This window comes from Burkholderia cepacia (assembly GCF_001718835.1).
Lineage (GTDB): Bacteria > Pseudomonadota > Gammaproteobacteria > Burkholderiales > Burkholderiaceae > Burkholderia > Burkholderia cepacia_F.
In genome coordinates this window covers 2,541,477-2,556,262 of record NZ_CP013443.1, presented here as the reverse complement: position 1 = coordinate 2,556,262, position 14,786 = coordinate 2,541,477, and the positions used below count along the sequence as shown (strand labels likewise).

The 14,786-nt window shown below is 67.5% G+C and carries 10 protein-coding genes; 8 read left to right on the top strand and 2 right to left on the bottom strand.

Translation table 11 applies throughout. The annotated features are described in order from the left end of the window. Nucleotides 1-36 precede the first annotated feature (36 nt). Nucleotides 37-1,416, bottom strand: a complete 1,380-nt coding sequence (gene argA / locus WT26_RS14990) for an amino-acid N-acetyltransferase (protein WP_014896599.1) — start codon at nt 1,414-1,416, stop codon at nt 37-39. A 23-nt stretch (nt 1,417-1,439) separates the two neighbouring features. Here argA and hrpA point away from each other — a divergent pair, with 23 nt between their 5' ends. The 5 genes from hrpA to WT26_RS14965 all read left to right on the top strand — a co-directional run bounded on the left by hrpA (nt 1,440) and on the right by WT26_RS14965 (nt 9,539). Then, complete coding sequence (gene hrpA / locus WT26_RS14985; protein WP_069273180.1) at nt 1,440-5,636, top strand: ATP-dependent RNA helicase HrpA; 4,197 nt, start codon at nt 1,440-1,442, stop codon at nt 5,634-5,636. 169 nt (nt 5,637-5,805) lie between these two features. Continuing rightward, entirely contained in the window at nt 5,806-6,795 is a 990-nt protein-coding gene (locus WT26_RS14980; protein WP_027786950.1) for a beta-propeller fold lactonase family protein, read from the top strand. 16 nt (nt 6,796-6,811) lie between these two features. Then, a complete protein-coding gene (locus WT26_RS14975) occupies nt 6,812-7,786 on the top strand; it encodes a sterol desaturase family protein (RefSeq protein WP_059662937.1) in 975 nt (324 codons plus the stop codon). Nucleotides 7,787-7,896: 110 nt separating this feature from the next. After that, nucleotides 7,897-8,724 (top strand): EI24 domain-containing protein, encoded by an 828-nt coding sequence (locus WT26_RS14970; RefSeq protein WP_069273179.1) that lies wholly within the window; start codon nt 7,897-7,899, stop codon nt 8,722-8,724. After that, nucleotides 8,721-9,539 carry a competence/damage-inducible protein A gene (locus tag WT26_RS14965; protein ID WP_069273178.1) on the top strand — a complete coding sequence of 273 codons (819 nt, stop codon included), beginning with the start codon at nt 8,721-8,723 and terminating at the stop codon, nt 9,537-9,539. The genes WT26_RS14970 and WT26_RS14965 overlap by 4 nt, the downstream gene beginning before the upstream one ends. Before the next feature lie 97 nt (nt 9,540-9,636). On the opposite strand, the gene WT26_RS14960 is transcribed toward WT26_RS14965, so the two are convergent. Continuing rightward, complete coding sequence (locus WT26_RS14960) at nt 9,637-10,101, bottom strand: rhodanese-like domain-containing protein (RefSeq protein ID WP_069273177.1); 465 nt, start codon at nt 10,099-10,101, stop codon at nt 9,637-9,639. A gap of 396 nt (nt 10,102-10,497) precedes the next feature. On the opposite strand from WT26_RS14960, the gene glnA reads away from it, so the two are divergent. The 3 genes from glnA (at nt 10,498) to ntrC (ending at nt 14,770) form a co-directional block, all read left to right on the top strand. Then, on the top strand, nt 10,498-11,913 hold the full coding sequence (glnA, locus tag WT26_RS14955) for a type I glutamate--ammonia ligase (RefSeq protein WP_059532021.1): 1,416 nt from the start codon (nt 10,498-10,500) through the stop codon (nt 11,911-11,913). Nucleotides 11,914-12,072: 159 nt separating this feature from the next. Then, complete coding sequence (glnL, locus tag WT26_RS14950) at nt 12,073-13,215, top strand: nitrogen regulation protein NR(II) (protein WP_059532024.1); 1,143 nt, start codon at nt 12,073-12,075, stop codon at nt 13,213-13,215. Between the two features lie 46 nt (nt 13,216-13,261). Next, the gene (gene ntrC, locus WT26_RS14945; protein WP_069273176.1) at nt 13,262-14,770 is read left to right on the top strand and encodes a nitrogen regulation protein NR(I); all 1,509 of its coding nucleotides are present in this window, start codon (nt 13,262-13,264) and stop codon (nt 14,768-14,770) included. The last annotated feature ends 16 nt before the right edge of the window (nt 14,771-14,786 follow it).

Here is a 14,786-nt window from a genome sequence, read left to right as displayed (position 1 = left end):
GTAATCGAACTGGGGGGAGGGCAGTCGTGCCTGCGCTCAGAGCTGCTTCATCAGCACGAGCGACTTGCGCTGCCAGTTATAGAGTTTGCGGCGGTCTTCGGGGAGGTCGTCGACGCTGACCTTGACGAAGCCGCGCTTGAGGAACCAGTGCTCGGTGCGCGTCGTGAGCACGAAGATGTGCGTAAGGCCGCGCGCGCGGGCGCGCTGCTCGATGCGCTTGAGCAGGCGTTCGCCGTCGCCCGAGCCCTGCGCTTCCGGCGCGACCGTCAGGCACGCCATCTCGCCGATCTTCTCCTGCTGGTACGGATACAGCGCCGCGCAGCCGAACAGCACGCCATCGTGCTCGATCACGGAGAAGTGGTCGATGTCGCGTTCGATCTGGTGGCGGCCGCGGCGCACCAGCGTGCCGTCCGACTCGAGCGGCTCGATCAGCGACAGGATGCCGCCCACGTCGTCCGGCGTCGCTTCGCGCAGGCTCTCGAGGTTCTCGTACGAGATCATCGTGCCGACGCCGTCGTGCAGGAACAGTTCGAGCAGCATGCTGCCGTCGAGCGACTGCGGGATCAGGTGGGCCCGGGTCACGCCGCCGCGGCATGCGCGGATCGAGTGCTTCAGGAAGAACGCGTCGTCGCCCTGGACGTTGCCGGAATCGAGCAGCTCGGCGGCCGCGTCGAGCGACATTTCGCGCACCAGCTCGCCTTCGTCGTCGACGATGCCGGGCGCTTCGGTCAGGAAGATGATCTTGTCGGCGCGCAGTGCGATCGCGGCGGCCGACGCGACGTCTTCCATCGACAGGTTGAACGCTTCGCCGGTCGGCGAGAAGCCGAGCGGCGACAGCAGCACGAGCTTGCGGCTCGCGAGAGAATGACGGATCGACTCGGCGTCGATCTTGCGCACGATGCCCGTATGCGCGAAATCGACCCCGTCGAGAATCCCCACCGGCCGCGCGGTCACGAAGTTGCCCGACACGACGCTGATGTGCGCGTGCGCCATCGGCGAGTTCGGCAGCCCCTGGCTGATCGCGGCCTCGATGTCGAGACGCACCTCACCGGCCGCTTCCTTTGCGGATTCGAGCGCGCGCGCATCGGTGATGCGCAGCCCGTGCGAAAACTCGGATTCGACACCGTGCAGGCTCAGCTGCTCCTCGACCTGCGGGCGCGAGCCGTGCACCAGCACGATCTGGATACCCATCGCCTGCAGCAGCGCGATGTCGGACACGAGCGCGTTCAGGAGCCCCTGCTGCACCACCTCGCCGCCGAACCCCACGACGAACGTGCTGTTGCGGAACTTGTGGATATAGGGCGCGACGGAGCGCATCCAGTCGACGAACTGCGCGTGACTGGCGGCCGAATCGTCGGCGGCCGGCGGCGTCGCGGCGCCGGTCTGGGCGGGGGGGAGGTCGGTTTGGGAATTCATGGGCGGGATTATAATGCGCCCCCATGTCGAATGTTTCTAAAAGTCCCGCGCCGACGCGGGCCAATACGCCGTCGGCGAAGCACCCGGATGGTGCGGCCGACGCGCGCCAGCCTGAGGACCGGACGTCACGCGCGCCGACGGGCAATCCGCAGCGCGGGCAGCAACGCGAGCGACGCAGCGAGTCGCAGGCCCAGCCGCAGCGCGAGCCGCAACGAGAACGGCGCGATGCGCCGCGCGAGTCCGGCGCGCCGCGCCGCGAGCGTCCGCCGCGCGCCACCGTCCCGCCGAATCCCGTTCCGCCGATCACCTACCCCGAAAGCCTGCCCGTGTCGGGCAAGCGCGACGAAATCGCGCGCGCGATCGCCGGTCATCAGGTCGTCATCGTCTGCGGCGAAACCGGCTCGGGCAAGACCACGCAGCTGCCGAAGATCTGTCTCGATCTCGGCCGCGGCCTCGGCGCCGGCGGCACGGGCCTGATCGGCCATACGCAGCCGCGCCGTCTGGCCGCATCGTCGACCGGCCGCCGGATCGCCGAGGAACTCGGCACGCCGTTCGGCGAAGTGGTCGGCTACAAGGTGCGCTTTACCGACAATCTCGCGCCGGGCGCGTCCGTCAAGCTGATGACGGACGGGATCCTGCTCGCCGAGACGCAGACCGATCCGCTGCTGAAGGCGTACGACACGCTGATCATCGACGAGGCGCACGAGCGCAGCCTGAACATCGACTTCCTGCTCGGCTACCTGAAGGAAATCCTGCCGAGGCGGCCGGACCTGAAGCTGATCGTCACGTCCGCGACGATCGACGCCGATCGCTTCGCACGCCATTTCGGCACCGACGAACGTCCCGCGCCGGTGATCGAGGTGAGCGGGCGGCTGTATCCGGTCGAGATGCGCTACCGGCCGGTAGCCGAGGATCGCCCGGCGGTGAAGAACGCCGAGGGCACGGGCGGCCGCGATCGCGTGAAGACCGCGCGCGAAACCGAGCGCGACCTGATGGACGCGATCGTCGACGCGGTCGACGAGCTGTGCCGCGAAGGCCCCGGCGACGTGCTGGTGTTCCTGCCCGGCGAGCGCGAGATCCGCGAGGCGGCCGAGGCGCTGCGCAAGCACCATCCGCCGCACACCGAGATCCTGCCGCTGTTCGCGCGGCTTTCGGCGGCCGACCAGGACAAGGTGTTCAAGGCGTCGAACGCGCGCCGGATCGTGCTCGCGACCAACGTGGCCGAAACCTCGCTGACGGTGCCGGGCATCCGCTACGTGGTCGACACCGGCCTCGCGCGCGTGAAGCGCTATTCGTACCGGAACAAGGTCGAGCAGCTGCAGGTCGAGTCGATCTCGCAGGCTGCCGCGAACCAGCGCGCGGGCCGTTGCGGCCGCGTGGCCGACGGCGTCTGCATCCGCCTGTACGAGGAAAGCGACTACCAGGCGCGCGCGCGCTTCACCGATCCGGAAATCCTGCGCTCGTCGCTCGCGTCGGTGATCCTGCGGATGAAGTCGCTGCACCTGACGGCGATCGAATCGTTCCCGTTCCTCGAACCGCCGCCCGGCCGCGCGATCGCGGACGGCTATCAACTGCTCAACGAACTCGGCGCGGTCGACGACGACAACGCGCTGACGCCGCTCGGCCGCGAACTCGCGCGGCTGCCGCTCGACCCGCGCGTCGGCCGGATGATTCTCGCCGCGCGCGACCAGCAGTCGCTGCGCGAGGTGCTGATCATCGCGAGCGCGCTGTCCGTGCAGGACCCGCGCGACCGGCCGATCGAGGCGCAGGAGCAGGCCGACCAGGCGCACCGCCGGTTCGCCGACGAGCGTTCCGAGTTCCTGCAGTGGCTGAAGATCTGGGCGTGGTTCGAAGAGGCCGTCGCGCACAAGAAGTCGAATCGTCAGCTGATCGACGCATGCCGGCAGAACTTCCTGTCGCACCTGCGGCTGCGCGAATGGCGCGACGTCCATTCGCAGCTGCTGACGGTCGTGCGCGAGCACGGCTGGCGGCTCAACGAGGTCGAGGCGACCTACGAGCAGGTGCATCTGGCCCTGTTGACGGGCCTGCTCGGCAACCTCGGCCTGAAGGCCGACGACGATCCGCACTATCTCGGCGCGCGCGGGATCAAGTTCTACCTGTGGCCCGGCTCGGCGCTCGCGAAGAAGGCCGGCCGCTGGGTGATGGCGGCCGAACTCGTCGAGACGAGCCGGCTGTACGCACGCTGCCTCGCGAAGATCGAGCCCGAATGGGTCGAGAAGATCGGCGCGCACCTGCTGAAGAAATCGCTGTCGGAGCCGCACTGGGAGAAGCGCCCCGCGCAGGTCAGCGCGTTCGAGCGCGCGACGCTGTACGGGCTGCCGATCTACCACCGCCGGCGCGTCGCGTTCGGCAAGCAGGATCCGGCGCGGGCGCGCGAGCTGTTCATTCGCGGCGCGCTGGTCGAAGGCGAATTCGACACCAAGCTGCCGTTCTTCGCGCACAACCGCAAGCTGCTCGCCGACATCGAGCAGCTCGAGCACAAGTCGCGCCGGCAGGACGTGCTGGTCGACGACGAGTTGATCTACGCGTACTACGACCAGGCGATTCCGGCGGGCATCCACACGGGGGCCGCGTTCGAGCGCTGGTATCGCGACGAGGTGAAGCAGGGTGGCCAGCCGGAGGACAGGCAGCGCCTGCTGTACCTGTCGCGCGACGACCTGATGCGCCACGAGGCGGCGGGCGTGACGACCGAGCTGTTCCCGAAGCGCGCGACGATGGCCGGCGTCGAGATGGCGCTCACGTATCACTTCGAGCCGGGCACGCCGCGCGACGGCGTGACGCTCGCGGTGCCGCTGTATGCGCTGAACCAGGTCGACGCGCGCCGCTGCGAGTGGCTCGTGCCGGGGATGCTGAAGGAAAAGGTGCAGTTGCTGCTGAAGTCGCTGCCGCAGAAGCTGCGCCGGCACTGCGTGCCGCTGCCCGAGTACGCGGCCGGCTTCGTCGAGCGGATGGGCCGCGAGCGCTTCGGCGCGGGCGGCCTCGTCGAGGCGCTGATCGCCGATGTGCGCGGCGAGACGCAGGTCGCGATGAAAACGGCCGACTTCAAGCTCGAGACGCTGCCCGCGCACCTGTTCATGAACTTCAAGGTGGTCGACGAGCACGGCCGCCAGCTCGCGATGGGGCGCAATCTCGCGCAGCTGCGCCAGGAGCTGGGCGCGCAGGCGCAGCAGCAGTTCCAGAAGATCGCGGCGGCGTCGACGATCACGGCCGGCGGCGACGCCGATGCGGCCCCGTCCGCGGCGCCGTCCGCCGGCGCGGGCGCCGCGCAGGGCGGCAAGAGCGGCGGCAAGATCGGGAAGGGCGCACCGCCGCAGACCGCCGCTCCGGCGGAAGCCGGCGCGACGGCGCTGTACGAGAACCTGACGACCTGGAATTTCGGCAAGCTCCCCGAGCTGCTGGAGATCCGCCGGCGCGGCCAGACGCTGTACGGCTACCCGGCGCTCGTCGATCGCGGCACGCATTGCGACGTCGAGGTGTTCGATTCGCCGGAGGAGGCCGCGCGCATCCACCGGGCCGGCCTGCGGCGATTGTTCGCGCTGCAGCTGAAGGAGCCGATCAAGTTCCTCGAGAAGAACCTGCCGGGCCTGCGCGAGATGGCGATGCAGTACATGTCGCTCGGCACGCAGGACGAACTGCGCGACCAGCTGATCGACACGGCGCTCGACCGCGCGTGCCTGCAGGACCCGCTGCCCGACGACGACGCGAGCTTCCACGCGCGCCGTGACGAGGGCCGAAGCCGCCTGAACCTGCTCGCGCAGGAAATCGCGCGGCTGGTCGGGCAGGTCCTGGCCGAATACGCGGGGCTCGTGAAGAAGCTCGCGCAGGCGAAGCCGTTCGCGCAGGCGCACGCGGACCTGCAGCAGCAGCTTGCCGCGCTGGTCGGCAAGCGCTTCGTGATCGATACGCCCTACGCGCAACTGGCGCACTTCCCGCGCTACCTGAAGGGCATCGCGCTGCGGATCGACAAGCTGAAGGCCGATCCGGCGCGCGACGCGAAGCAGTCGGCCGACCTGCTGCCGCTTGCCCAGCAGTACCAGCGCGCGGTATCGCAGCGCGGCGGCGTCGCCGATCCGCGGCTCGCGGAATTCCGCTGGCTGCTCGAGGAATTGCGGATTTCGCTGTTCGCTCAGGAACTGCGCACGCCGATGCCTGTCTCTGTCAAGCGTCTGCACAAGGTCTGGGAGTCGATGCAGCGCTAGGTGTTTAGTCCCGGCCGCCGGCCGGCGGCGCGCCCCGCGCGGGAATCTTTCGCGCGCGCGGGAACGCCGCCGCCGGCCCTGCGTCGAAGTGGCGCAACGTCCGTTTCCGTCAACCGGCGGGGGCGGTCGTCCGTTTTACAATGACGCTTGTTCCACGACGTGAGTCTTCATGCGCACTTTCCTTTCCCTCGGCCGCACGCTCGCGCTGGCCGCCGCCGTGCTGGCGCCCGCCGCCCACGCGAATAACGTGATCATCCTCAATTCGGCCGAAGCGACGCTTTCCCTGATCGACCAGCAGACGCGTCAGGTCGTCGGCACGATGCCGACCGGCAAGGAACCGCACCACCTGATGGCAACGCCCGACAATTCGTCGCTGATCGTTGCAAATTCGGTCTCGAACAGCCTGATGTTCCTCGATCCGAAGACGGGCAAGCTGCAGCGCACCGTCGAGGGGATCGACGATCCTTACCAGCTCGGCTTCTCGCCCGACCGCAAGTGGTTCGCGGCCGCCGGCCTGCGCCTCGACCGCGTCGACATCTACGGCTACGACGGCCGCGACCTGAAGCTCGTGAAGCGCGTGCCGCTCGAAGTCATGCCGAGCCACCTCGCGTTCACGAAGGACAGCAAGACGCTGCTCGTGTCGCTGCAGGTGTCCGGCGAGATCGCGGCGATCGACCTGCCGACGCAGACGGTCAAGTGGAAGATGAAGGTCGGCAAGGTGCCGGCCGGCCTGTGGCTCACGCCGGACGACAAGTACCTGCTCGTCGGGATGACGGGCGCGGATTACGTCGCGGTGGTCGACTGGCGCAACCAGAAGGTCGTCAAGCAGATCTACACCGGCAAGGGCGCGCACAACTTCCGTTCGCTCGCCGACGGCACGCACGTCGCGGTGACGAACCGGGTCGCGAACACGATCAGCATCATCGACGAGAACACGCTCACCAACGTCGGCGACATCACCGGCCTGCTGCCGGGCCCGGACGACATGGAGTTGTCCGCCGACAAGAAGACGCTGTGGGTGACGTTCCGCTTCGCGAAGAAGGTCGGGATCATCGACCTGGCGTCGCGCAAGCTGGTGCAGACGATCGCCGTCGGCCGTTCGCCGCACGGGATCTACTTCTACGACCGCGCGCCGTGGCGCGCCGCGAACGGCGCGTGACGGGCGGGGGCGAACGATGCTGCACCTGATCGATGCGTTCGTATCGGACATCCAGACCTGGCTGTACGTCGACGTCGTGCAGCCGCTCCTCTTCAAGTTCAACCTGATGGACTATGACGAGGACACCTACGACGCGCTGTACTGGGTGATCGTCGGCGCGCTGCAGATGGTGCTGATGTTCGTGCTGCTGCGCCCGCTCGAGGCGCTGCTGCCCGTCGAGCGCTGGACGAACCGCCGTGCCGTGCGGGTCGACGTGATCTACACCGCGATCGCGAAGCTCGGCATCTATTCGCTGTTCTTCTTCTTCGCGCTGCAGCCGCTGTTCGACAACTTCCAGGCGTGGCTGCGCCTGCACGGGGTCGCGAACGTCAACCTCGACTACCTGTGGCCGGGCGTGACCTCGAAGCCGATCGTCGCGTTCGCGATCTATCTCGTCGTGCTCGATTTCGCCGGCTACTGGTATCACCGCTGGCAGCACAAGTTCGGCATCTGGTGGGAACTGCACGCCGTGCATCACAGCCAGCGCCAGATGTCGCTGTGGTGCGACGACCGCAACCACGTGCTCGACGACGTGATCCAGTCGTGCTTCTTCGCGGCGATCGCGCTCGTGATCGGCGTGACGCCGTCGCAGTTCGTCGTGCTGACCGCGTTCACCAACTTCATGCAGAGCATTCAGCACACGAATGCGCGGCTGTCGTTCGGCTGGCTCGGCGAGCGCCTGTTCGTGAGCCCGATCTTCCATCGGCGCCACCATGCGGTCGGCTACGGCCACGAAGGCACGAAGTACGGCTGCAACTTCGGCGTGCTGTTCCCGTGGTGGGACATGATGTTCGGCACCGCGTCGTGGAACCGTACGGTCGAGCCGACCGGCATCCGCGACCAGGTCGAGGGCGTGTCCTACGGCGACGGCTTCTGGGCGCAGCACGGCCTCGCGTTCGTGCGGATCTTCCGGCGCCTGTTCCCCGCCAAGCGCGGCGCGGCGTCGGCCTGATCCGGCCTTCCCACGTTGAGCGGCTCTCCCACGCGGCCCGCATGTGCTTTGGCGCATGCGGGCCGCGTGGTTTATCCTTTCCCCGTTTTTCTCCGTCGATACAGGCTCGCATGAACGACTTGCTGCGTTCCTTCGTCCGGGCATTGGCGAGCGCACTGCATCCGCGCATGCTCTGGCTCACCCTGATGCCGTTTGTCGTCTCGGCCGTCCTGTGGGGCGTCGTGCTGTGGTTCTCGTGGCAGACGCTGCTGGACCTCGCACGCGGCGCACTCGACGGCTTCGTGCTGACGGCCATGCTGTACCGCGCGTTCGACGCGATCGGCATGTCGCAGCTGCATGCGGTCGTCGCGCCGTTCGTGGTCGTGTCGCTCGCGATTCCGCTGATCGTGCTGACCGTGCTGTTGCTGATCGCGACGATTTCGATGCCGGTCGTGATCAAGCACCTGTCGAACCGGCAGTTCGCGGCGCTCGAGCCGAAGCGCGGCGGCACCTTCTTCGGCAGCGTGTTCAATTCGCTGGGGGCGGCACTGGCCGGCGTCGTCGTGCTGGTCGTCACGATCCCGCTGTGGCTGATTCCGCCGTTCTTCGCGCTGCTGCCGCCGGTGATCTGGGGCTGGCTCACGTACCGGGTGATGACCTATGACGCGCTCGCGCTGCACGCGAGCCGCGACGAGCGCCGGGCGCTCGTGCGGCGGCACCGCTGGCCGCTGATCGGCATCGGCGTCGCGACCGGGCTGCTCGGCACCGTGCCGACCTTCGTGTGGGTATCGTCGGTCTGGATGATGGTGCTGTTCCCGTTCGTCGCGGCGGCCATGATCTGGGTTTACGCTTTCATCCTCGTCTTCTCGGCGCTGTGGTTCGGGCATTACTGCCTGCGCGCGCTGGAGGACCTGCGTGCGAGTTCGCGCGCCACCGCAATCGACATGGGGCAGGCATGAGCATCGGCATCATCATCATCGGCGACGAAATCCTTTCGGGCCGCCGGCAGGACAAGCATCTGGCGAAGGTCATCGAGCTGCTCGGCGCACGCGGCCTCGCGCTCGACTGGGCCGAATACGTCGGCGACGATCCGGCGCGCATCACGGCGACGCTCGCGCGTGCGATCGCGTCGGGCGACATCGTGTTCTCGACGGGCGGGATCGGCGCGACGCCGGACGACCACACGCGCCAGTGCGCGGCCGCCGCGCTCGGCGTGCCGCTCGAGCTGCATCCGGAAGCGAAGGTGCTGATTTCGGAGCGGATCCGCGAAACGCACACCGACCCGGCCACACCGGTCGATTTCGATTCCCCGGAGAATCAGCACCGCTTCAACATGGGCGTGTTTCCGGTGGGCGCGACGATCATCCCGAACGGCTACAACCGCATTCCCGGTTTCTCGGTCGGCGACCTGCATTTCGTGCCGGGCTTCCCGGTGATGGCGTGGCCGATGATCGAATGGGTGCTCGATACGAAGTACGCGCACCTGCATCACGCGACGCCGCACGCGGAGCGCTCGCTGTACGTGTTCGAGCTGCCGGAATCGACGCTCACGCCGCTGATGGAGCGCATCGAGCGCGATTTCCCGGGCGTGCGCGTGTTCAGCCTGCCGAGCGTGGGCGATGCGGAGCGCGGCGGGATCTACGCGCGCCGTCACATCGACCTCGGTGTGAAGGGCGAGCCGGAAGCGGTCGCGGCCGCGTACGTGAAGCTGCGCGAAGGCGTGCACCTGCTCGGCGGCGACGTCGTCGAGCCCGAAGTGACGCGCGCGTCGTAAGCGGGAACGCAACGGGCCGCAGTCGTTCACCAACGCGGCCCGTCATCGGCATGTCATCGCCCGGCTCGACGGTGACGCAGGCGGCGCGCGTGCGCCGTCAGGCGCCGATCCACGGCAGTTTCCGGAAGCACCAGCCGTCGACCGTCTTGCGGTGGCCTTCGGCGTCCTTCGCACCCTCGAAGCCTTCGAGCAGGTCGAACGCCTTCGTGAATCCGGCCTGCGTGGAGGCGACCGCGGCGAGCTTCGAGCGCGCGGCGCTGCGGCACAGGAACAGCACCGGTGTGCCGGGTTCGACGGCCGCCTTGAGCTCGTTGACGAATTCGGCGTTCGGCACGCCGCCCGGGTAGCGCGTCCATTCGAGGTGCAGGTACTGGCCGTCGCCGACGAGCGGGCGGCCGATCCAGTCGAGTTCGGCGCGGGTGCGCACGTCGACGAGGCGCGCCGACGGATCGAGCTGCAGCAGTTCGAAGGCTTCGGCCGGCAGCAGCGCCCCGGCGTAGTTGAGCGCGCCTTGGGCGCGGCGTTCGTCGGCCTTCGCGTAAAGCTGGTCGAGCGTACTCATGGCAGGGAGTCTCCGTATCGGTCAAACGAACATTCTAGCGCGCCGCCTGCCGCGCGATGCCCGTGCGCCACGCGGCCCGTGCACGGCGCGCGTGCTCACCAAAAGGGTGCAAAATGCGTGAAATGCACCATAATGATTCATTCGGGATGCCGCGCACGATGGGGTGCACCATCTGGGTGCCTGCGATGAACCGGCAAGGCCCCGAAATTGCGCGGCGTAGCGCCGTCGCGGCGAGCCCCGGCGCGATTTGCGCCCGTCGTTCGCAAAGGTGGCACGGAAGCTGCTATATAGAATTCGGTCGAATCGGGGCGCGCTGCGCCAAAGCAAGACCCCGGTCAGCTCGATAAACGAGGCGGTTCCCAGTCCGCCGGAATTGTTCAATCAGGAGAAGAGGTTATGAGTAAAACCGTCGCCGACGTCATGCAGCTCGTGAAGGACGAGGACGTCAAGTTTGTCGATTTCCGCTTCACGGATACGCGCGGCAAGGAACAGCACGTGTCGGTGCCGGTTTCGGCGTTTGACGAAGACAAGTTCGAAAGCGGCCATGCATTCGACGGCTCGTCGATCGCCGGCTGGAAGGGCATCGAGGCGTCGGACATGCTGCTCATGCCGGATCCGAACGCCGCGTTCGTCGACCCGTTCTATGAAGAGTCGACCCTCGTGCTGACCTGCGACGTGGTCGAGCCGGCCGACGGCAAGGGCTACGAGCGCGATCCGCGTTCGCTCGCGAAGCGCGGCGAAGCGTACCTGAAGAGCACGGGCATCGGCGACACGGCCTACTTCGGTCCGGAACCGGAATTCTTCATTTTCGACTCGGTCCAGTGGAACACGGACATGTCGGGCTGCTTCGTGAAGATCAACTCGGAAGAAGCGCCGTGGTCTTCGGCCAAGGAATTCGAAGGCGGCAACACCGGCCACCGTCCGGGCACGAAGGGCGGCTACTTCCCGGTCGCACCGGTCGACACGTTCCAGGACATGCGTTCGGAAATGTGCCTGCTGCTCGAACAGCTCGGCATCCCGGTCGAAGTGCACCACCACGAAGTGGCGGGCCAGGGCCAGAACGAAATCGGCACGAAGTTCTCGACGCTGGTGCAGCGCGCCGACTGGACGCAATGGTCGAAGTACATCATCCACAACGTCGCGCACTCGTACGGCAAGACGGCGACGTTCATGCCGAAGCCGGTCGTCGGCGACAACGGTTCGGGCATGCACGTTCACCAGTCGATCTGGAAGGACGGCCAGAACCTGTTCGCGGGCAACGGCTACGCCGGCCTGTCGGAACTGGCGCTGTTCTACATCGGCGGCATCATCAAGCACGCCCGTGCACTGAACGCGATCACGAACCCGACGACGAACTCGTACAAGCGTCTGGTCCCGCACTTCGAAGCACCGGTCAAGCTCGCGTACTCGGCGCGCAACCGTTCGGCATCGATCCGCATTCCGCACGTGTCGAACCCGAAGGGCCGCCGTATCGAAACGCGCTTCCCGGATCCGATGGCGAACCCGTACCTGTGCTTCACGGCGCTGATGATGGCCGGCCTCGACGGGATCCAGAACAAGATCCATCCGGGCGAAGCAGCGGACAAGAACCTGTACGACCTGCCGCCGGAAGAGGATGCAAAGATCCCGACCGTCTGCGCGGGCCTCGACCAGGCACTCGAAGCGCTCGACAAGGATCGCGAGTTCCTGACGCGCGGCGGCGTGTTCACGGACGGCATGATCGATGCGTACCTCGCGCTGAAGGAGCAGGAGCTGGCGAAGTTCCGCATGACGACGCACCCGATCGAGTTCGAGATGTACTACTCGCTGTAATCGGCGATGGCGCTTCGATTCAGCGCCGTCTTGCCGGTTCGTTCCCGCCGCGCGGCTGGCGGCGGGGGCGGCGGAGTCTGAAAGGGGCGGCGTTCAGCCGTCCCTTTTTTGTTCCGGTGATTTTCCTTTTCTGGCCCGTTGAGGCGCGACAAGCACGCGATGGTTCTGAAGAATCTGATCAAGGCGAAAACGGGGCAGCCCGAGCGACTGACGGACGACGAGCGGCTCGCCCGCTCGGGCCTGCTGGCGGGGCTGGAAGCGCTGCCGACGGTCGTGATCGTGCTCGACCGCAAGACGCTGCGGATCGCGTTCGCGAACCCCTCCGCGGAGGCGATGCTCGACATCTCGCGCCGGCAGCTCGCGCAGCGGCCGTGGGGCGAGATTTTCCCGAACGCGAACGAACTGGCGTCGACGATCACCGCGATCGGCGAGGAACGCTTTCACGCGACGCACCTCGATACCGTGCTCGACCGGCCCGGCCGCGAACCGCTGCACGTGCACGCGATCGTCGGCTTCCTCGAGACCGCGCCCGATTTCGTGCTCGTCGAGCTGTTCGAGAACGAACGGCAGTCGCGCACCGATCGCGAGGAGCGCATCCACGACCTGACCGCGGTCAACAAGCAGCTGATCCGCAACCTCGCGCACGAGATCAAGAACCCGCTCGGCGGCATTCGCGGCGCGGCCCAGCTGCTCGAATTCGAACTCGGCGAGCGCGAGCGCGGCGAGTTGCGCGAATACACGCAGGTGATCATCAAGGAGTCCGACCGCCTGCAGACGCTCGTCGACCGGTTGCTGGAGCCGCACCGGCATCCGCACATCGTCGGCGACGTGAACATTCATGAAGTCTGCGAACGCGTGCGCGCGGTGATGCTCGCGGAATTCCCGCGCGGGCTCACGATCGAGCGCGACTACGACGTGAGCGTGCCGGACCTGCGCGGCGACAAGGAGCAACTGATCCAGGCGCTGCTCAACATCGTGCGCAACGCGGCGCAGGCGCTGCGCGAACGGATCGCGCAGGGCGACGCGAAGATCGAGTTGCGCACGCGCATCGCGCGCAAGGTGACGATCGCGAAGCGCCTGTACCGGCTGGCACTGGACTTGCACGTGATCGACAACGGACCCGGCATCCCGGAAGACATCCGCGACCGGATCTTCTATCCGCTCGTGTCCGGGCGCGACGACGGCAGCGGCCTCGGCCTGACGCTCGCGCAGACGTTCGTGCAGCAGCACGACGGGACGATCGAGGTCGAAAGCCGGCCCGGACGTACCGAATTTCAGATCCTGCTGCCGCTCGATCATTGAGCGACGGCATGGCGATTCACCGGATTCACCAATATCTGACCGACCTATGAAGCCGATCTGGATAGTAGACGACGACCAATCGATCCGCTGGGTGCTTGAAAAGGCGCTCGCCCGGGACAGCTTCGCGACGAAGAGCTTCGCGAACGTGCGCGACGCGCTGGCCGCGCTCGACCACGAGACGCCGCAGGTGCTCGTATCCGACATCCGGATGCCGGGCGGCTCGGGCCTCGAGTTGCTGCAGGCGATGCACGAGCGCCTGCCGGGCCTGCCCGTCATCATCATGACGGCGTTCTCCGATCTCGACAGCGCCGTCGCGGCGTTCCAGGGCGGCGCGTTCGAATATCTCGCGAAGCCGTTCGACGTCGACAAGGCGGTCGAGCTGATTCGCCGCGCGGTGGAAGAAAGCCTGCGCGGCGGCGTGCCGCAGGACGAGCGCGTGGCCGAGGCGCCCGAGATGCTCGGCCAGGCGCCCGCGATGCAGGACATGTTCCGCGCGATCGGCCGCCTGTCGCACTCGGCCGCGACCGTGCTGATCACCGGCGAATCGGGCACCGGCAAGGAGCTCGTCGCGCGTGCATTGCACCGTCACAGCCCGCGTGCGAACGGGCCGTTCATCGCGCTGAACACCGCGGCGATTCCGAAGGATCTGCTCGAATCCGAGCTGTTCGGCCATGAGCGCGGCGCGTTCACCGGCGCGCAGACGACGCGGCAGGGCCGCTTCGAGCAGGCCGAGAACGGCACGCTGTTCCTCGACGAAATCGGCGACATGCCGTTCGACCTGCAGACGCGCCTGTTGCGCGTGCTGTCGGACGGGCAGTTCTATCGGGTCGGCGGGCACAACCCGCTGCGCGCGAACGTGCGCGTGATCGCCGCGACGCACCAGAATCTCGAATCGCGCGTGCGGCAGGGCCTGTTCCGCGAGGACCTTTACCACCGGCTCAACGTGATCCGGCTGCGCCTGCCGCCGCTGCGCGAGCGCAGCGAGGACATCGCGCTGCTCACGCGCCACTTCCTGCAGAAGAGCGCGCGCGATCTCGGCGTCGAGCCGAAACGCGTGTCCGACGAGGCGCTGGCCTACCTGACGTCGCTCGCGTTTCCCGGCAACGTGCGCCAGCTCGAGAACCTCGCGAACTGGCTGACCGTGATGGCGCCCGCGCAGACGGTCGAGATCAAGGACCTGCCGCCCGACCTCGTGCCGGCCGGCGCGCCGGTCGTCGCGGTGGGCGACGCGGCCGACGCGCAGGCGGCAGGCAGCGACGCGAGCGCGTTGCCGCCGATCGCCGGCGTGACGGGCGCGCCGGCCGCCGCTGCGCCGAACGGCAGCGCGCCGGCCGGCTATCCGGTGTGGGAGCACGGTTTGCGCACCGAGGTTGCGCGGCTGTTGCGCGAGAACTCGGCCGACGTGATGGACGAACTCGCACGCCGCTTCGAGGCGGCCGTGATCCGCGAGGCGCTCGACTTCACGCGCGGTCGCAAGGTCGAGGCCGCGGAGCGCCTCGGCATCGGCCGCAACACGATCACGCGCAAGATCCAGGAACTCCATCTGGAGCCCTGAGCACGATTTGCGGCAT

Coding starts and splice junctions, on each gene's coding strand:
- argA (WP_014896599.1), bottom strand. CDS start 1,416: ATGAATTCCCAAACCGACCTCCCCCCCGCCCAGACCGGCGCCGCGACG.
- hrpA (WP_069273180.1), top strand. CDS start 1,440: ATGTCGAATGTTTCTAAAAGTCCCGCGCCGACGCGGGCCAATACGCCG.
- WT26_RS14980 (WP_027786950.1), top strand. CDS start 5,806: ATGCGCACTTTCCTTTCCCTCGGCCGCACGCTCGCGCTGGCCGCCGCC.
- WT26_RS14975 (WP_059662937.1), top strand. CDS start 6,812: ATGCTGCACCTGATCGATGCGTTCGTATCGGACATCCAGACCTGGCTG.
- WT26_RS14970 (WP_069273179.1), top strand. CDS start 7,897: ATGAACGACTTGCTGCGTTCCTTCGTCCGGGCATTGGCGAGCGCACTG.
- WT26_RS14965 (WP_069273178.1), top strand. CDS start 8,721: ATGAGCATCGGCATCATCATCATCGGCGACGAAATCCTTTCGGGCCGC.
- WT26_RS14960 (WP_069273177.1), bottom strand. CDS start 10,101: ATGAGTACGCTCGACCAGCTTTACGCGAAGGCCGACGAACGCCGCGCC.
- glnA (WP_059532021.1), top strand. CDS start 10,498: ATGAGTAAAACCGTCGCCGACGTCATGCAGCTCGTGAAGGACGAGGAC.
- glnL (WP_059532024.1), top strand. CDS start 12,073: ATGGTTCTGAAGAATCTGATCAAGGCGAAAACGGGGCAGCCCGAGCGA.
- ntrC (WP_069273176.1), top strand. CDS start 13,262: ATGAAGCCGATCTGGATAGTAGACGACGACCAATCGATCCGCTGGGTG.